The sequence below is a fragment of the Cyclobacterium sp. genome, from assembly GCF_014762705.1.
Lineage (GTDB): Bacteria > Bacteroidota > Bacteroidia > Cytophagales > Cyclobacteriaceae > Cyclobacterium.
The window spans coordinates 40,514-57,733 of sequence record NZ_JABURL010000107.1; the positions used below are offsets into that span (position 1 = coordinate 40,514).

A 17,220-nucleotide genomic window follows, 5' to 3' on the forward strand; every position below is an offset into this window, starting at 1 on the left:
AAGCTTGCCAATTCCATTAATACCGCTTACATTTGTCAAAAGATCATTAGGGGTGCCCCAATATCACGGGCTGAGATCATACCCATATTACCTGATCCGGGTAGTGCCGGCGAAGGGAAATGAGAAATAGCTAATCGTACGTAATGCTATTGGGTAAACAACTAAAAGAAGGAATACCCCTTTATTCCTTTCATGTTTAACCGAAGAAATAAATTTAAGTTATGTTTCGCATGTATCTGGCAACCGTTTTTCTGTTGCTATGCCATTGGGCCCAGGCCCAATACCATATTGAAGGGGTAATAGTTGATGCCGATAATGGCATGGCCCTTTCAGGAGCCAATATTTATATCGAAGAAATAGAAAAAGGTACTGTCGCTGACAGGGAAGGAAAATTTAGTCTGGAGGGTTTGAATGAAAAGAATTACACTCTAAGGGTAACTTTTGTAGGATACCAGACCCACAGACTTACTGTCCCGGTTTCTTCCGGGAAATCGCTGCTCATCCGCCTGAATCCCCTGACCCTGACCACAGAGGAGTTTATCGTAACAGGGACCCGGGCATCGGCCACCACCCCTACTACCTTTCAGATGATAGACAAAGCAGCGCTATCAAAAAACAACCTCGGTCAGGATTTGCCTTTGCTGCTCAATTATACCCCATCCATTGTCACCCATTCAGATGCCGGAGCCGGTGTGGGATATACAGGTTTGCGGATCCGGGGCACTGACCAGACCAGAATCAATGTTACCGTGAATGGTATTCCCCTCAACGATGCAGAATCCCATGGTGTGTTCTGGGTCAATATGCCCGATTTTGCCTCTTCCGTAGAAAACATACAGATTCAAAGGGGTGTAGGTACCTCTACCAATGGAGCGGCTACCTTTGGCGCCAGCCTCAATATCCAAACCGATACCAAAAAGGAGGAAGCCTATGCAGAAACAGACCACTCCTTTGGCTCTTTCAATACCAGAAAGCATACTGTCAAGGCAGGTTCAGGCCTGATCAATGACAGATGGGCTGTGGATGCAAGGCTTTCCAGAATTTCTTCCGATGGGTATATAGACCGGGCATTTTCTGACCTGAAGTCTTATTTCGTTTCGGGAGGATATTTTGGTGAGGACCATGTATTCAAAGTCAATGTTTTCTCTGGATCGGAACAAACCTATCAGGCATGGAATGGCGTGCCCGAAAACCTGCTGGAGAACAACCGCACCTACAATGGTTATACCTATGAAAATGAAACCGATAATTACCAGCAAGACCATTACCAATTTATTTACGCAGGGAATTGGGGAAGCAATATGAAAGCCAACTTTGCGCTGCACTACACCCAGGGGCAGGGATACTACGAACAGTTCAGACCTGACGACAACCTGCCCGATAATTATGGGATTGAGCCCATATCCATTGGCAATGAGCTGATCAACAGTACCGATATCATTCGTAGAAGATGGCTGGACAATGATTTTTATGGAGCCGTTTTTTCGCTCAACTACGTTTCCACTGATGGGAAGTTGGATGCCATTGTGGGTGGGGGAGCCAACCGGTATGATGGGGACCATTTTGGCGAAATCATCTGGATGGGAGTCACCGGTGGTACCAACATCAGAGACAGGTATTATGACAATGTAGCGGTAAAAGATGACCGTAACCTGTACCTGAAAACTACCTACGAAGTACAAGACAGGTTGTACTTGTTTGCAGACCTTCAATGGCGGAATATTTATTACCGCTTTAACGGGATAAACAGTGATCTCAGGGATATCTCCGGTAGCCAGGATTATAACTTCTTCAATCCCAAATTGGGGATATCCTATGAAACAGGAAATGGGAAAACCCTTTATGTTTCCTACGCAGTGGCCAATCGTGAGCCTGTGCGTGCGGATTTTACGGATTCCCCGTTGACTGAAATCCCCAGACCGGAAAAATTGAATAACGTAGAGGCCGGGCTCAGGATAAATAAGACCAGTTACCAGTACAGTGCCAACCTTTATTATATGGGTTACAAGGACCAGTTGGTACTTACAGGTCAGCTAAATGATGTTGGGGCATATATCCGTGAAAATGTGGCTAGCAGCTACAGGGCCGGTATTGAGCTGGATGCTGCAGTGGTGGTGGCCCCCCGATGGACCCTTGGAGGAAACATTGCCCTGAGCAGAAACAAGATCGATTCCTTTACAGAGTACAATGACGTATATGATGAAAATTGGGGTTTCGCAGGTCAGGAAAGCACCACCTATTCGGACACGGATATTGCTTTTTCCCCTGGCCTGGTGGGTAGTGCTATCATCGATTTCAGGCCTCTGGAAAATATGGAGATCAGTCTGCTCAACAAATATGTGGGCCGGCAGTACCTGGACAACACACAAAAAGAAGACAGGAGTCTCGACCCATTCTGGACCACAGACCTTAGGCTGTCCTATAGCTGGTCCCCCGGTTGGGTCAGGGAATTGAATTTCTCATTAAAGGTGAACAATATTTTCAATGAATTGTACGAACCAAATGGGTATACTTTTAGCTATTTTGTGCCAAATGAAGGTGCCAATGGCAGGGAACTGGTAACTGAAAACTACTATTATCCCATGGCGGGGACCAATTTTCTGGCTGGTGTCTCCATTCGGTTTTGATAACCCCAGGTATGATTGATTTTTCAAACCCCAAAAGGAAAAAGATTACCTTTTGGGGTTTTCTTTTACCGGATCGGGTTTCCGTGAGTTTGACGAATTAGTTTTTTGGAAAGAAAAGAAGAATTTTTCAGCAGACCAACAGCCAGGGAAGAAACCATAGGGGCACCGAATAGTTTTTGAACATTCCTGCCTAATCTTAGACGAGACTGAAAAAATGCTTTCCAATTTTTTTGATAGCATTGCTGAATGTCTGCTAATTTATTGTGTTTCAACAAGGCATCTGCAGCCAGTTTGCCCGTGTGTATGGCTATGGCCATACCATTACCGCAAAGTGGGGTAATCATGCCTGCAGCATCCCCAAGCATCAGGATGTTGTTTTCTACAGGAGCTTTGGTGGCAAAGCTGATTTCATTGATGACTTCCGGCCTGTCCCATAAAAAATGAGCTTTTTTAAATATTTCCCGGATATGAGGATTGGCAAATAAATGTTTTTCTTCCATGGCCCCGATACTGCCTGCAGTCTTGAGTTGTTCCCTGCTGCCCAGGTAGCAAAGGTTAAAACGGCCATTTTCAATCTTATTGATTCCCAAATAACCCCCATTGTAATTGTGCAAGGCTACTATTTGGTCTTCCTGACCGGCTATTTCTATATGGTATTTGACCCCGATGTAGGGACTTCTTTGTTGAACAAATTCTCTGTTGAGCTGCTTATCAATTTTTGACCTTTTGCCATATGCTCCCAATACAAAGGCGGCGGGAAGTGATGACCCTTCACTGGTTTCCACCATGAAGTGTTGTTTTTCAGGTAAGAAATCAATAGCTGTTACTTGGGTTTTTTGGAGAAATTTTACCCCTTCCCCCAGACATTTTTGGTAAAAATGATTGTCCAGAACATACCTGCTGATGCCAAAACCACCCAGTTCCAAAGGGAAGTCTGCTTGATCACCATTTACTGCACTTAATCTGAAATGATTGATGCTGGCTGGATAATGCTCGAATGGAAATAATCCCTCTTTGACCAAAAAATCCTTTACTTCATTGGAAACGTACTCCCCACAGACCCGGTGGAAGGGATAAGCCTTTTTTTCAATTACCAACACACTCCTACCCTGCCTGGCCAAAAGATAGGCAGCAGTAAGACCTGATAAACCTCCTCCTACGATTATAATGTGGTTTTCAAACATGTTCGAAGATCTAACCATTATCTATTCTTATGGTTTAAGGTATTGGGATTTATTTCTGGTAAAAATTTAGTATAGGTTTCAATTTAAAACTTTAATTTCGGCATTCAATTAAATCAAATTATAATGAAGAAACATATTCCGAATTTCAGGATCTCCTTTTTTTTGTTGATTTGTGCAGGCCTGGGCTTAAACCTTATTTTGGCAGATCAGGCCCAGGCACAATGGATTTTTAAGAAAAAGGACAAAAAGGAAGCCGAAAAAGAGGAGGAAAAACCTAAAACAAAAGATGGTTTAAAGCCATACAGTGAGGTCATTACCGATAAGGCCATTTCAAAAAGTGGTCTGTTTACCGTTCATGATGTAGAAGGAAAATACTATTATGAAATTCCGGAAGATATGCTGGGAAGGGAGATGCTGATGGTTACTACTATTGCCAAAACAGCCACGGGAATCGGCTATGGAGGTGAAAGGACCAATACCCAAATGTTGCGCTGGGACAAGAACGACAAGAACATTTTACTAAAGGTGGTTTCCTATTCCAACACCGCCGCTGACTCCCTGCCGATTTATAATGCAGTTAGGAATTCCAACCTGGAACCCATTCTTTATCGCTTTGATGTGGAGGCAAGGGGTAAGGATGATAAAGGCTGGGTAATTGAAGTAACCGATCTTTTTTCGAAGGATGTTCAGGCACTGGGCTTGCAAAATAGCCGTCGGAAACAGTATAAAGTATCCCGACTGGATACGGACCGCACCTACGTGGATCGAATAAGTACCTATCCTACCAATATTGAGGCAAGATATGTGCTTACTTATGCTGCTTCCGAGCCTCCTTCCAATGCCAGCACGGGATTGATAACCGTAGAAATGAACAGCAGTATGGTATTGTTGCCGGAGGAGCCCATGATGCAGCGCCTGGCAGATCGAAGGGTAGGCTGGTTCAGCACAGGGGTTACAGATTATGGATTAGATGCCCAAAAGGCGAGAAAAAGGACCTACCTGGATCGTTGGCGGCTTGAAGTAAAGGAGGAAGACATGGAGAAATTCAAAGCCGGTGAATTGGTTGAACCAAAAAAGCAAATTGTCTATTACATTGATCCAGCCACTCCCCGAAAGTGGGTACCCTATCTCAAGGCAGGTGTTGAGGATTGGAATGTGGCCTTTGAAGAAGCAGGATTTAAAAATGCCATTGTAGCCAAAGATGCCCCTGGTAAGGAAGAAGATCCGGATTGGCATCCTGAAGATGCCAGGTACTCAGTAATCCGGTACTTTGCCTCAGACATCCAAAATGCCTATGGTCCCCATGTATCAGATCCCCGTTCTGGTGAAATCATCGAATCGGATATCGGCTGGTACCACAATGTGATGAACCTGCTGCGCAACTGGTTTTTTGTTCAGACGGCTGCCATCAATCCGGAGGCCAGAGGAACAGAGTTTAAGGATGAGGTGATGGGCCGCCTGATCCGTTTTGTATCTGCACATGAGGTCGGACACACCTTGGGATTGCCCCATAATTTTGCTTCTTCCTTTGCTTATCCGGTAGACTCCCTGCGCTCGGCAACGTTTACGGCCGAATATGGAACCGCCCCATCCATCATGGATTATGCCCGTTTCAATTATATTGCTCAGCCAGAGGATGAGGGGGTGCATGTGTACCCTGAAGTAGGTCCATATGATAAATTTGCAATTGGCTGGGGTTACAGGCCTATACCCGAAGCCAATTCACCGGAAGAGGAGCAAGCTATTCTGGACCAATGGATTGTAGAGAAAAATGGAGATCCTGTTTTTAGATATGGCAGGCAGGGCAATGTATATGATCCTAGTACCCAAAGTGAGGACCTGGGCAATAATGCCATGAAAGCTTCGGAATATGGGATCAAAAACCTGAAAAGGATACTACCAAACCTGATCGAATGGACTGCCGATGAAGACAAGCCATTTAAGGATTACAGTGATCTGGAGGAAATATATGGTCAGGTATTGGGGCAATTCAACCGGTATATGGGGCATGTAAAGACCAATATCGGAGGCGTATATGAAATCTATAAAGCTGCCGAACAGGATGAGCCAGTATATACCCATGTAGATAAGACTACTCAAAAGGAGGCCATGGCTTTTTTGAACCGGGAATTGTTTGCCAGCCAGGATTGGCTCACAGATACTGCCATTACCAGTAGAATTGAAGATTTCGGGCTGCTGGACCGCATCAGAAAGTTGCAGGTAAACACCCTGAATGCTGTTCTTGAATGGGGTAGATTGGGCCGTGTGATGGAGAATAATGCCATCAACGGTCAAGAGGCCTATGACCTGCTGGAGCTAATGGAGGATCTCAGAAAAGGAATATGGTCGGAATTACCTGATGGAAAATCCATTGATGTAAACCGCAGGAGTTTGCAGCGGGCGCATATTGAAAGACTGCAGGTATTGCTTACCGATGAGGCCAGTGGGAGATCCGCAGCATCCCTGAATGCTTCCCAGTCGGATATCCGCCCGGCGGCAAGGGCATGCCTCAAAACCCTACAGGGCCAGATTGAACGGGCCATTCCGAGGACTTCCGATAGGATGAGCAAAATTCACCTTGAGGATAGCCTGGAAAGGATCAAAAGCATTTTGGATCCTGACTGAAAATCCTTGTTAAAGTAAGTTTCAACCAATAACCCTGGCTTGTTTTTTATGAGCCGGGGTTACCCTTCCCTGTTTGTACAGGTTTTCATCCCAAATAAGGTATACAAGGGACAAAAACTAACCAGGCTGGTCAGCAGGAATATGGCGGCAACCACCATTAAAACCGTACCCAGGGTGGCTGTTACGGCTCCTGTATAATACAAGTAAATGGCCACCAGCGCAATGATGGTTCTGACAACGCGATCGGCAGTACCCATGTTCTTTTTCATGACGATGTGTTTAAGTGAATAAATAACTTTACCAGGCCATAGATAATGGAAAGACAAAGGAGGCAGACCAGAATCAACCTTAACAATTTTTTTATTAGCTAAATTTAGCGATTCACAGCATGATAAAAGGTGATAAGGGTCACCTTTGGAAATAAAATCCACTTATTTTAATTGGGATGATCTTTAAATCTGGTATCGATGATAATGTCTTCTTCTAAAGTCCGGTGTACCGGACATTTATTGGCTATTTCCAATAGCCTTTTTCGCTGGGTCTCATCCACATCTCCGGTTATTTCCAGGCTTCGTGTAAAACGACTGACCTTGGCTTTTTTATCATCCACATTATCGCTATCCTTTCTGTGTACTTTGTCGTGGTCCAGGTAAACATTGATTTCTTCCAGACGCCACTTTTTACGTTGTGCATACATCTGTAGTGTCATGGCCGTACAGGTACCCAGGGCCGCCATCAATAGGTCATATGGCGTAGGGCCCAGATTATCACCCCCCACTTCTTCCGGTTCATCTGCCAGCAAGTGATGATAGCGGGTTTTTACTTCAGAGGTATACCCATTTCCTGCCAGACGTACTTTCACTTCGTGTCCTTTGGTGTCATTTGGCTGAACCTTTGCCGGAATATATTTCTTGACCCAGGCACTGACCATTTCCCCAACATATTCACTGTCCGTGGTATCGGAAAGCAGATGGTCTGCTCCATCAAGGGAAATAAAGCTTTTGGGATGAAAGGCTTTTTCGTAAAGTTTGGCAGCATGATTGATAGCAACAATGCTATCCTGGGGAGAATGCAGGATGAGAATGGGCTTCCTTAATTGGGAAAGGCAGGCCCTCAGGTCCTTTTGACGGAGATCCTGAATAAAAGATTGATTGATAGCAAACCCTCTTCCGCCAATATTTACCCTGGATGTCCCTTTCTTTTCTATGGTATCCAGGTGGTCTTCGAACAGGTGAGAAATATGTTCCACATCAGAGGGGCTGCCTATAGTAGCCAATGCTTTTATATCCGGCAGGGATTGGGCGGCATAAATGGCAGCTGCACCTCCAAAGGAGTGACCTATTAATAAGGAGGGGGCTTCGTATGCTGTAGCCAAGAAATTGGCAGCATCGATCAGGTCGCTGATATTGGATGACAAATCGGTATTTTCAAATTCTCCATCGCTGTTTCCCAAACCCGTAAAATCAAAACTCATCACCGCTACACCCATTTGCGATAGGGTGTTGCAGATGTTCTGAACAGCTTTCAGGTTTTTGCTACAGGTGAAGCAATGGGCAAAGAGCGCATAAAATCGGGGAGGCTGATCCAGCGGATGATAGATAAAAGCAGCCAAATTGAATTCTTTCCTGTTCTTGAAAAATACTTTTTCGGTTTTCATGGTATAAAGGATGTCTGCTAGCTATGTTTTTAAGAAAAGGCAATATGAAGAAAAAAGGGGAAACCGGGATATTTATACCGGTTTCCCTATCCTTTTTGGGTGATGGCAACTTTTATTTTAACCCTATTGGAGGACTGCCCTCTCTTCTTTTCCAAATAGTCCTTTATTGATAATAAAGATGAAAGGAACCACAAAAACCCAATGTCGTAGCAGAGAGCCTATGGCCATCATCGGACCCTGATTACTTCCGGCCACCCCTGCTCCCAACAAGGGAAACATAAAGAACCATACCAGGGCAATGGTTTGTGCCGTGATAAAGATAAAGGGCCTCAACCAATGGGGGCCCCAAAGTGATGGGGCGATAGCCGCATAAAGTATGGCCAACAGGATACCATTACTGAAATGGCCAAAGACACCATAAGCTAATCCCAAACCGGTTTTTTCACCCAGGAGGGCAGGAATATCCCACCACTCTCCGGACATCAGCAGTCCGAATACATCGAATAATAGGGTACCGATAATTCCTGCAATAATCGCATTTTTCCAATTAATCTGTTGCATGACGAATAGATTTTAAGATTTAGGATTTGGTCTTAATTCAATGGGGCTGCTTCGGGAAAGTCAATTGGAACTTTTGTGACATTGTGCAGCATATTGGTAATCGCCTTTTCGCCAATGGCCACGATGGTATCTACCAGATTTTCTTTATCATATCCGGCTTCAAAGAAATTTTCCAGAACAGCGTCATCTATTTTTCCGGCATTTTCCATGACCGATTTGGCGAGTTTTGCCAAGGCATCAAATTTTGGATTGAAGCTTGCTTTTCCCCTTCGGAGTTCCAGGATTTCTTCATCTGAAAACCCGTTCATCTTACCGATGGCTGTGTGGGCTGCCAGACAATAGGTGCAACCATTGATTTGACTGATCACCAGATTGACCACTTCTTTTTCCTTATTGTTCAGGCTGGTTTTGCCATTGGCGAAGGCGGTATATCTGGCCAGTGCGTTGTTTGAAAGGGCATAGGTGGCATAAATGTTAGGGACAAACCCCACGCCGCCTTCGATCTTTTCCAAAATGGCCTTATTTTCTTCGCTTACCGATGATTTAGTTGGTACGTCAAATTTAATGTTACGCATAGCTTTTTTGTTTTTGTTTTAATGATGTTACAAAGTTGCAATGCAAGACATCCAAAGAAAATGGCAATACCCCCTTATTCCTTGTCAATTATTCCCGAATGATGGAATTATGAGAAAGAAGAAGGCTTTTGGTGAATTAAGATATGAAAAAGTCATTGGCTAGCAGGTGTTTCCAGGCTGGAAACGAAACGGATGATTTCATCTACCATGGCTTCGCGTTCTGTAAAAGGGATCAGGTGTCCTTTATTTTCGAAGGTTTTTATTTCCAGCCAATTTTCGGGGATGTTGTTTTTGGAGAAGGCTACATTTCCATAAGGAACCAAACCATCCTCATCCCCATGTATATGGAGTATGGGTTTTTTGACCTGTTGCCAATCACCTATGAAAGTATTTAGCTCAGCTTCATGACTGTATTTCTCATCTGCCGCTACCCTTAGCGAACGGGGTGCCATCCAACGGGTACCTTTATAAAGAGCCAGTTTGCCAAACCACAGGTATTTTTCCTGTTCCGGATCAATGGCCGGGGAAATCATAATGGTTCCCTTCAACCAATCGGGGTTCTGAATGGCGATGTATCCCGAAATGGTGCCGCCAAAAGAATGTCCGATTGGTACGACATTTTTGTCTACCTGGGAGTAGGCGAGTATTTGTTGAATGGCTTCATATTGTTGGGGTATGGGCTGGTAATCGCCATAGTCGGAGTACCCGTAACCTGGCCGGTCCACTACCATGATGGAAAAGGCCTCCCTTAATCGCTCATCTTTCAGGTAAGACAGAAAAGAAGAAGAGGAACCGGGTGCCCCATGGATAAATAATAACAGCGGGACAGTTGGATTTTCATTTTTATACCAGAGCCACCTGAGTGTATCCAAAGGCGCATGGTAAATTTCGTACTCCAGTCCTTCTTTATTCATCCTTTGATATAGGGTTCTGTCACTTTCCCTAAAAGACAGGCAACCTGAGCAGATGGCTGCAAAAAAAATAATATAGCTGATCAGAAGGATATTTTTATGCTTCATTATTGGTTTTTGTTATCATTAACGTGGTTTTAACCGTCCTGGTTTTTTATCCGTTTCGTTAGCTTTTTTTGATTATGCTCAACTTCTTCGTCAGGAAATAAGGGTATCCACGACTATTCTGGCGAAATAAACATACAGCAAACATGAAAAAAAACAAATGGCTTAAGCCAGTGCTCATTACTATTTCTGCCGCAGGCCTCATTGGTCTGGCAGTCGTAGCCTACCTGCTAAACATGCCCCATAGAGATGTACAATCCACAAAAACAGATTATGCCATTTCTGCAAAATTATTGGTGGACGAATTTCTCGCTGATGCAGAATTGGCCTATGAAAAATACCTTGATGAAGAAGGTGAATCAAAAGTACTAGAAGTAGAGGGGGAGATTTATGAGGTCAGTAAGGATTATAATGAGCAAACCGTGGTACTTCTTAAAGATCCCAATGAGTCCGCAGGTGTAAGCTGTACCTTCCTTCCTTCTGATAGAGAATTTGAGCAACTATTAAAGGTTGGTGCAAAGATAAAGGTCAAGGGAGTCATTCGGTCAGGAGCTAATTATGATGCCGACCTTGAAATGTATGAACATGTAATTTTTGAAAAGTGTGACCTGGTCACCAATGTATAATTTATAATGAATAAAATTAAAATGTTAACAATCATGAAAACCAAATCAATTGTTTTAGTCGCTTCCCTCATAATGCTCATCTCGGCAGCATTTGTTTCTCCATTTGAAAAGTTGGTTAGCCAAAAAACCCATATCAGCTTTTTTTCCTCCACTCCGGTGGAAGATATTACTGCTGATAATTACAAAGCCACTAGCACCCTGGATACCTCCACAGGAGAACTGGTGTTTTCGGTTCCCATGCAAAGTTTTGAATTTGAAAAGGCTTTGATGCAAAAGCATTACAATGGGAAGGATTTTCTGGATACCAAATCTTTTCCTAAATCCAAATTTGTTGGCAAGATCAGCAATTTGGATCAGGTAGATTTTACCAGGGACGGTACCTACGTGGCCTTAGTCATTGGAGAAATGACGATTAAAGATGTCACCAATCCTATAGAAGAAAAAGGTACCATCATGGTGCAAGGTGGCAAGGTGGCTGCGGAAAGCACATTCGAGCTTACCCTTGCCGATTACGGCATAAATTTCGAAAAGGGGAAACCTGCTTCCAACATTGCCAAAACCATTGAAATCACCTTTAAAGGAGAATATTAAGATAAGGGTTAGTTGATGCTGGGGTTAGTAAAGTGCATGGGTGCCATGTGGTGCCCTGCACTTTCTTCCCGGCAAATCTGAGTTCTAAAAAGACATGAAGACTAAAATTGCCTGTTTGCTTTTACTAATCACTTCCTCTCTTATGCAGGAGGCCTGGTGCCAGGCATGCTGTTCCGGTGGCGTTCCGGTAGGTGGGACCTTGGGTTTGGGAACTGCAGATCCAAAAGCAGTGCAATTTTTATTCACCTATGACCACAATGTGCTCCGGGATCTAATGGATGGTAATGCGCTTTTGTCAGATGACACACGTAGCCGGTTGACCCGGTCTTTTCTGATGGAGGTGAATTATGGCATCCATGGGCGCTTTGCCCTAACCTTGGTGCTGCCTTTTGTGAGGCAGGAAAGAAGCATCCGGGAGTACAACAATCAAATTGGCTTTACACGGGCTCAGGGCTTGGGCGACATGGTCTTTTTGCTCAAATACCGAATGTTGAATCCACTGAAACACCCAAACAGGGAATGGCTGATAGGGGCCGGTCCAAAAATTCCCACCGGAAGAACAGATTTTAAAAACAACCAGGGCCTAACCATGGTCGCAGACATGCAACCGGGCTCCGGTTCACTTGATGGTATGTTTTGGTCCTTTTACCAACAGTCCAAATTTTTAACTCCTTCCATGAGTTTATTGGGTATCCTTACCTACAGGGCTTCGGGTAAGAACCGTAATTATAACCAAACCCAGGTATACCAGTTTGGAAATGAATTTCAGGCCAATCTGGGAGTTAATTACAACCTGTTTGTGCACTGGCCAATGGATGTATTTGTATTTGGCAGGTACAGGAGCCAGACAGTGGATTTGGTAGACGGAAATACCTTTCCGGGTTCCGGAGGGAAGTGGGTCTATCTGATTCCTGGTCTTGGTGTACATTTTAATCCGGACCTGTCTTTACGGGCATGGGCGGATTTTCCTTTATACCGTTCATTGAATGGCTCGCAATTAACCACCTCCTATAAGTATTCCTTGTCTTTGTTTTTCAATATATCAAAGAAAAGCAAGGCACCTGTTTTTAATTTAAAATTGGATGAGTGATGAAAAAAACACATAATATTAGGATGATTCCCCTTCTTCTGGCATTATCAATCAGCTGTGGGGAGCCGGAAGGACCCGACTTTCGTCCCGGAGGCGGAGGCAGCAATACTTCAGGTGGCAGTCAAAACTGGCTTATTCCTGAAAATGAAGTTTTTGATGGTGGCCCTGGAAAAGACGGTATACCTGCGTTAAACGAGCCCAACCTTGTGGCCGGATCTGAAATAGACTATCTGGAGGAAACAGATTTGGTATTGGGTTTTGCCGCAGAAGGGGAGGCAGTGGCTTATCCCCATAAAATATTGGATTGGCACGAAATCATCAACCATGAAGTGGGGGCAACCGCTCTTGCTGTGATTTATTGTCCACTAACCGGTACCGGAATTGGCTGGGACAGGAACATCTCCGCAGGTAAAACGACTTTTGGTGTTTCCGGGCTTTTGTACAATACCAATGTGATACCATACGATCGCCTGACAGACACCAATTGGTCTCAAATGCGCTTTGAAGCCGTAAATGGAGAGTTGATAGGGGAAGAGCCCGAAGTGATTTCCCTGATAGAAACCAGCTGGGCTACCTGGAAGGCAATGTATCCCGAGACAAAGGTGGTTTCCCGGGAAACGGGACACAACCGAAATTACGCCAATTACCCCTACGGAGATTACAAATCCAATCACAGCAGTCTACTGTTTCCTGTCAATAAAACCGATGACCGGCTCCAGGCCAAAAAAAGAGTTCTGGGAATAATGAATGGAGAAAATTTGAAAGTTTACCCCATTGAAAATTTTGCTGAGCAGACCCGGTTGGTCTATGACACCTTTGAGGAGGAACCAGTTGCCGTAATTGGGAATAGCGCAGCCAATATCCTGGTTGCCCTCAATCGCAGGCTTTCTGACGGTACAGTACTTGATTTTACCTTGGGTGCATCGTCCAATTCCTGGATACTGGTAGATCAGGAAGGAAACCAGTGGAATTTATTTGGAGAGGCAATTTCAGGACCCCGGGAAGGGGAGGTACTGGGGAAGTTTCCGCAAATGATGGGTTTTTGGTTTTCCTGGCCGCCATTTTTTGAAAATATAGCGGTATATGAATAAGCCTGAAAATAAATATATCTGGATTCCTGGTATGTTAATTGGTCTTCAAATGCTTTTCGCTATGGCGGGCTGGTATGGATTAATCAGTTGGTTTTGGGTGGTACCCCTACTGCTTGTACTAACAATAGCTGTATTAGACTTGAGTCAAAAAAAGCATACTGTTAGAAGGAATTTTCCGGTAATTGGAAATTTTCGGTATTTTTTTGAAACTATCAGACCTGAAATCATGCAATATTTTATTGAATCGGATGTTGACGGCGCTCCGATCAATCGCATGTTTCGGTCTCTGGTATATCAAAGGTCTAAAAATCAATTGGATACCACCCCATTCGGAACAAAAATGGATGTGTACAAAGTTGGTTACGAATGGATGAACCATGCAATATTCAACTCGGCTGTTGCCACTTCTGAGATCCCACCACGGGTGATCATTGGGGGCAGAGATTGCCGGCAGCCCTATTCCTCCAGCCTTTTGAATATATCTGCGATGAGTTTTGGTGCTTTAAGTAAAAATGCTGTTTTGGCCATGAATAAAGGAGCCAAAATAGGAGGCTTTGCACAAAATACCGGTGAGGGGGGCATTAGCGATTACCATTTGGCAAAAGGAGGAGATTTAATTTGGCAAATTGGAACGGGATATTTTGGCTGCCGAAAGAAGGATGGTTCCTTTTGTGAGACGACCTTTAGATCGGCAGCCAGCTTACCCTCTGTCAAAATGGTTGAAATTAAGCTTTCTCAGGGGGCAAAACCAGGCCACGGAGGGATGTTGCCAGCACTTAAAAATACTCCGGAAGTGGCCAGATACAGGCATCTGGAGCCATTTAAGGATGTCCATTCCCCACCTTTCCATTCCGAATTTTCTGATGCAGCCGCTCTCCTGCGTTTCATCCTGAAATTGCGTAGTTTGAGTGCAGGTAAACCTGTTGGATTTAAGTTTTGTGTCTCAGGAGAGGATGACTTTCGCCTGCTATGTGAGGAAATGATCAGAACTGGAATTTATCCTGATTTTATTACCGTAGATGGTGGAGAAGGGGGAACGGGGGCCGCTCCTGTTGAGTTCAGCAATTCTTTAGGCATGCCTTTGCGCGATGGTTTAGCCCTTGTCCGCGATATGCTCCTGGCTTATGGTATCAGAAAAGAGCTTAAACTCATGGCCTCTGGTAAAATAATTACCGGTTTCCACATGGCAAGAATACTGGCCCTGGGCGCAGATGCTTGTTACTCAGCCAGGGCCATGATGATGGCGACGGGTTGTATACAAGCACTTCGTTGCAATTCAAATACCTGTCCTGTGGGAGTGGCCACACAGCAGGAAAGGTTGGTGAGAGGATTGGACGTTGCCGATAAGTCAAAGAGGGTGGCCAATTACCATGAAAAAACCATTGCTAGTTTAATGGAACTTTCCAATGCAGCGGGTTTGTCATCACCTTTGGACATTGAGCGCCGGCACATCCACCGCAGAATTAGTACGACACGCGTTAAAACCTATGCCCAGATTTATCCTTTTCGGTTGAAAGAACGCCTTGATAGCAAAAAAGTCAATAGGGAATTAAACTCTACAGATGTAGGATAGGCCTGAGAACGGACAAATTATCCTTTTCATCCTTTTTAGGATTTTATTTAATCCAATACGGTGCTATATAGTGTAAAAAAATGGACCGTATGTCTTTTTTGCTTTCAGGTCAACATGGATCATGGAAGGGGTAAACAGGGAATTCCGGATTTGGGTTATGCTAACGGTTTGCATGCCTTCATCCCTGCGCATTAATATATCATAAGTTGAATCTTTGCCGTGACAACTGCTGTGGAAACCCATCATGTCAAAATCCGGATGGGCGGACTTTTCCATGATCCATTGATAAAACCATTTTTCTCTTTTAATGCGTTGTTCCTCGGTATACAAGGTTGGAGAGGACCAAATCTTCGGTTTGTCCTTGCTAAGTGTGTTTAGAAAGGTAGAATTTCCATCCCACTTCAACTCAAAAAAAGAACGGGCTTTGATCATCAGCAGCGTAAACGGTTCTACTTGGTGAAAATCAAAACTTTCAATAAATTTTTCGAAATCCTTGTACTCCAATGATTCCAGCAACATTTTTCCCCTGCTGACTACCTGTGTAGATTTTTTTTCGTGTTTTTCAAAAGCACCATTTAGCAAGCAGGCAACCGTTTCATCCATGCAGGCGGCGATCCAGGTGCCTCCTGAGCGGAGATCTCTGGGATACATAATCTTCTTTCCGGCATGCCGATAGGACAGTGGGGGAAAAGTCTCTCTTCTGAAGGTTTCATCTCTGCTCGAAGTAAGGACATAACCATGCGGCAGGGGAATATAGGATACAGTACACACGTAGGACTCGGCTTTTTATTATTGCACTTGATTCAAAATTATTAGTCGTTTATGCTGCTATTTCCTGACATTCCCAATTGGTTTTTATTGAAAAGTTCAGTTTATTGCAAGTATACAAATGGTATGTTTTATGGGTATGCGATGGACAATACTGCTACTGCTTATGACTGGCACAAACCTAATGGCACAAGATTATTTTAACAAGCAATATGCCGGTGTTTGGCAGCGTAACCTGGAATATTCCAAAGCCGTGGCGGAAGCCATGCCGGAGGCGAGCTACGATTTCAGCCCTTCGGAAGGAGCCATGTCTTTTCAGGGACAATGGCTTCACGTAGTGGATAATATCAGCATGTTGACCTCGCACATCACTGGTGAACGGAAAACATTTTACCGCAAAGAGGATGCGACCGGCTTAAATAAAGCAGATGTTCTGGACATCCTGAATCGGGCCAATGCCTACGTGCTGGATTTGATTCAAAATGGCTCCGATATCCTGTTAAATGAGGAGATTGAATTTGGCGGCGTTGCCATGACCAAGGAGAACATTTTTTACCTGCTGCGCGATCACCAGGCCCATCATCGTGCCCAATGCCTGGTATACCTTCGCATGGAAGGAATATCGGCTCCCGGATATGTTGGCTGGTAGAAATCCTGTAAAAAAAATACTCGTTAGGTGATATTTTGCCGTATTTGGGAAATTATTGCCTAAATAGAAGTGTTGGTTATTTATGAAATCTTTCTTTCGAAAAATGCTCTTATTGTCCGCATGGACTTTTATCCTTGTTCCTGCTTTCTCCCAAAGCCTGCCTTTCAGAACCTTATTAAACACTACCTACGAAAAGGATTTTCCCCTGGCTTATCCCGAACAAAAAGACCTTTTGGGGGAGGCCGTGATTTTGGACACCCGTGAGAAAGAAGAGTTTTCCGTCAGTCATCTTGAGGATGCCCGCTGGGTAGGTTATGAGACTTTTTCCCTGCATTCGGTTTCGGAAATTCCCAAAGATGAAACCATTGTCGTTTATTGCTCCATCGGTGCCCGCAGTCAGGAAATCGGCAAAAAATTAAAAGCGGCCGGTTACCAAAATGTATACAACCTTTATGGGGGCATTTTTCATTGGGTCAACGAGGGTAATCCTGTCTATTCTCTCGATGCTGAACGCACAGAACGGGTACACACCTACAATAAAATGTGGGGCATGTGGGTAAATAAAGGAGAAAAGGTACACTGATTAT

At 44.2% G+C, this 17,220-nt stretch carries 16 protein-coding genes and 1 riboswitch; of the genes, 9 read left to right on the forward strand and 7 right to left on the reverse strand.

What is annotated here, in order from left to right:
- The first annotated feature begins 38 nt into the window (after positions 1-38).
- A riboswitch (TPP riboswitch) is annotated at positions 39-135 on the forward strand.
- Between the two features lie 86 nt (positions 136-221).
- Positions 222-2,627 carry a TonB-dependent receptor gene (locus HUJ21_RS21160; protein ID WP_291372625.1) on the forward strand — a complete coding sequence of 802 codons (2,406 nt, stop codon included), beginning with the start codon at positions 222-224 and terminating at the stop codon, positions 2,625-2,627.
- Positions 2,628-2,692: 65 nt separating this feature from the next.
- On the opposite strand, the gene HUJ21_RS21165 is transcribed toward HUJ21_RS21160, so the two are convergent.
- Positions 2,693-3,829: an NAD(P)/FAD-dependent oxidoreductase gene (locus HUJ21_RS21165; protein ID WP_291372626.1), complete on the reverse strand. Its 1,137-nt coding sequence runs from the start codon at positions 3,827-3,829 to the stop codon at positions 2,693-2,695.
- A gap of 105 nt (positions 3,830-3,934) precedes the next feature.
- Between HUJ21_RS21165 and HUJ21_RS21170 the strand changes: the two genes are divergently transcribed.
- The gene (locus tag HUJ21_RS21170; RefSeq protein WP_291372628.1) at positions 3,935-6,436 is read left to right on the forward strand and encodes a zinc-dependent metalloprotease; all 2,502 of its coding nucleotides are present in this window, start codon (positions 3,935-3,937) and stop codon (positions 6,434-6,436) included.
- Between the two features lie 59 nt (positions 6,437-6,495).
- On the opposite strand, the gene HUJ21_RS21175 is transcribed toward HUJ21_RS21170, so the two are convergent.
- From HUJ21_RS21175 to HUJ21_RS21195, 5 genes are all read right to left on the reverse strand, one after another.
- Positions 6,496-6,705, reverse strand: a complete 210-nt coding sequence (locus HUJ21_RS21175) for a DUF2892 domain-containing protein (RefSeq protein ID WP_291372629.1) — start codon at positions 6,703-6,705, stop codon at positions 6,496-6,498.
- A gap of 167 nt (positions 6,706-6,872) precedes the next feature.
- Positions 6,873-8,093: an alpha/beta fold hydrolase gene (locus tag HUJ21_RS21180; RefSeq protein WP_291372630.1), complete on the reverse strand. Its 1,221-nt coding sequence runs from the start codon at positions 8,091-8,093 to the stop codon at positions 6,873-6,875.
- A gap of 123 nt (positions 8,094-8,216) precedes the next feature.
- Complete coding sequence (locus tag HUJ21_RS21185; RefSeq protein WP_291372631.1) at positions 8,217-8,654, reverse strand: hypothetical protein; 438 nt, start codon at positions 8,652-8,654, stop codon at positions 8,217-8,219.
- 32 nt (positions 8,655-8,686) lie between these two features.
- Entirely contained in the window at positions 8,687-9,229 is a 543-nt protein-coding gene (locus tag HUJ21_RS21190; RefSeq protein WP_291372632.1) for a carboxymuconolactone decarboxylase family protein, read from the reverse strand.
- Positions 9,230-9,381: 152 nt separating this feature from the next.
- Positions 9,382-10,248: an alpha/beta hydrolase gene (locus HUJ21_RS21195; RefSeq protein ID WP_291372633.1), complete on the reverse strand. Its 867-nt coding sequence runs from the start codon at positions 10,246-10,248 to the stop codon at positions 9,382-9,384.
- A 143-nt stretch (positions 10,249-10,391) separates the two neighbouring features.
- On the opposite strand from HUJ21_RS21195, the gene HUJ21_RS21200 reads away from it, so the two are divergent.
- The 5 genes from HUJ21_RS21200 (at position 10,392) to HUJ21_RS21220 (ending at position 15,216) form a co-directional block, all read left to right on the forward strand.
- Positions 10,392-10,871: a hypothetical protein gene (locus tag HUJ21_RS21200; RefSeq protein ID WP_291372634.1), complete on the forward strand. Its 480-nt coding sequence runs from the start codon at positions 10,392-10,394 to the stop codon at positions 10,869-10,871.
- A gap of 33 nt (positions 10,872-10,904) precedes the next feature.
- The gene (locus HUJ21_RS21205; protein WP_291372635.1) at positions 10,905-11,462 is read left to right on the forward strand and encodes a YceI family protein; all 558 of its coding nucleotides are present in this window, start codon (positions 10,905-10,907) and stop codon (positions 11,460-11,462) included.
- A gap of 94 nt (positions 11,463-11,556) precedes the next feature.
- Entirely contained in the window at positions 11,557-12,552 is a 996-nt protein-coding gene (locus tag HUJ21_RS21210) for a transporter (protein ID WP_291372636.1), read from the forward strand.
- Positions 12,552-13,643 (forward strand): DUF3179 domain-containing protein, encoded by a 1,092-nt coding sequence (locus HUJ21_RS21215; protein WP_291372637.1) that lies wholly within the window; start codon positions 12,552-12,554, stop codon positions 13,641-13,643. The genes HUJ21_RS21210 and HUJ21_RS21215 overlap by 1 nt, the downstream gene beginning before the upstream one ends.
- Positions 13,636-15,216, forward strand: coding sequence for an FMN-binding glutamate synthase family protein (locus HUJ21_RS21220; RefSeq protein WP_291372638.1), 1,581 nt, complete (start codon positions 13,636-13,638; stop codon positions 15,214-15,216). Before HUJ21_RS21215 ends, HUJ21_RS21220 begins: the two co-directional genes overlap by 8 nt.
- A gap of 63 nt (positions 15,217-15,279) precedes the next feature.
- Here the strand turns inward: HUJ21_RS21220 and HUJ21_RS21225 are convergent, their stop codons facing one another.
- Entirely contained in the window at positions 15,280-15,987 is a 708-nt protein-coding gene (locus HUJ21_RS21225) for an NRDE family protein (RefSeq protein ID WP_291372640.1), read from the reverse strand.
- A gap of 163 nt (positions 15,988-16,150) precedes the next feature.
- Here HUJ21_RS21225 and HUJ21_RS21230 point away from each other — a divergent pair, with 163 nt between their 5' ends.
- Complete coding sequence (locus HUJ21_RS21230) at positions 16,151-16,633, forward strand: DinB family protein (RefSeq protein WP_291372641.1); 483 nt, start codon at positions 16,151-16,153, stop codon at positions 16,631-16,633.
- 82 nt (positions 16,634-16,715) lie between these two features.
- Positions 16,716-17,216: a rhodanese-like domain-containing protein gene (locus HUJ21_RS21235; protein ID WP_291372643.1), complete on the forward strand. Its 501-nt coding sequence runs from the start codon at positions 16,716-16,718 to the stop codon at positions 17,214-17,216.
- Positions 17,217-17,220: the final 4 nt, after the last annotated feature.

Excerpts from the sequence above, each read along its gene's own strand:
- HUJ21_RS21160 (WP_291372625.1), top strand. The coding sequence starts at position 222 with ATGTTTCGCATGTATCTGGCAACCGTTTTTCTGTTGCTATGCCATTGG.
- HUJ21_RS21165 (WP_291372626.1), bottom strand. The coding sequence starts at position 3,829 with ATGGTTAGATCTTCGAACATGTTTGAAAACCACATTATAATCGTAGGA.
- HUJ21_RS21170 (WP_291372628.1), top strand. The coding sequence starts at position 3,935 with ATGAAGAAACATATTCCGAATTTCAGGATCTCCTTTTTTTTGTTGATT.
- HUJ21_RS21175 (WP_291372629.1), bottom strand. The coding sequence starts at position 6,705 with ATGAAAAAGAACATGGGTACTGCCGATCGCGTTGTCAGAACCATCATT.
- HUJ21_RS21180 (WP_291372630.1), bottom strand. The coding sequence starts at position 8,093 with ATGAAAACCGAAAAAGTATTTTTCAAGAACAGGAAAGAATTCAATTTG.
- HUJ21_RS21185 (WP_291372631.1), bottom strand. The coding sequence starts at position 8,654 with ATGCAACAGATTAATTGGAAAAATGCGATTATTGCAGGAATTATCGGT.
- HUJ21_RS21190 (WP_291372632.1), bottom strand. The coding sequence starts at position 9,229 with ATGCGTAACATTAAATTTGACGTACCAACTAAATCATCGGTAAGCGAA.
- HUJ21_RS21195 (WP_291372633.1), bottom strand. The coding sequence starts at position 10,248 with ATGAAGCATAAAAATATCCTTCTGATCAGCTATATTATTTTTTTTGCA.
- HUJ21_RS21200 (WP_291372634.1), top strand. The coding sequence starts at position 10,392 with ATGAAAAAAAACAAATGGCTTAAGCCAGTGCTCATTACTATTTCTGCC.
- HUJ21_RS21205 (WP_291372635.1), top strand. The coding sequence starts at position 10,905 with ATGAAAACCAAATCAATTGTTTTAGTCGCTTCCCTCATAATGCTCATC.
- HUJ21_RS21210 (WP_291372636.1), top strand. The coding sequence starts at position 11,557 with ATGAAGACTAAAATTGCCTGTTTGCTTTTACTAATCACTTCCTCTCTT.
- HUJ21_RS21215 (WP_291372637.1), top strand. The coding sequence starts at position 12,552 with ATGAAAAAAACACATAATATTAGGATGATTCCCCTTCTTCTGGCATTA.
- HUJ21_RS21220 (WP_291372638.1), top strand. The coding sequence starts at position 13,636 with ATGAATAAGCCTGAAAATAAATATATCTGGATTCCTGGTATGTTAATT.
- HUJ21_RS21230 (WP_291372641.1), top strand. The coding sequence starts at position 16,151 with ATGACTGGCACAAACCTAATGGCACAAGATTATTTTAACAAGCAATAT.
- HUJ21_RS21235 (WP_291372643.1), top strand. The coding sequence starts at position 16,716 with ATGAAATCTTTCTTTCGAAAAATGCTCTTATTGTCCGCATGGACTTTT.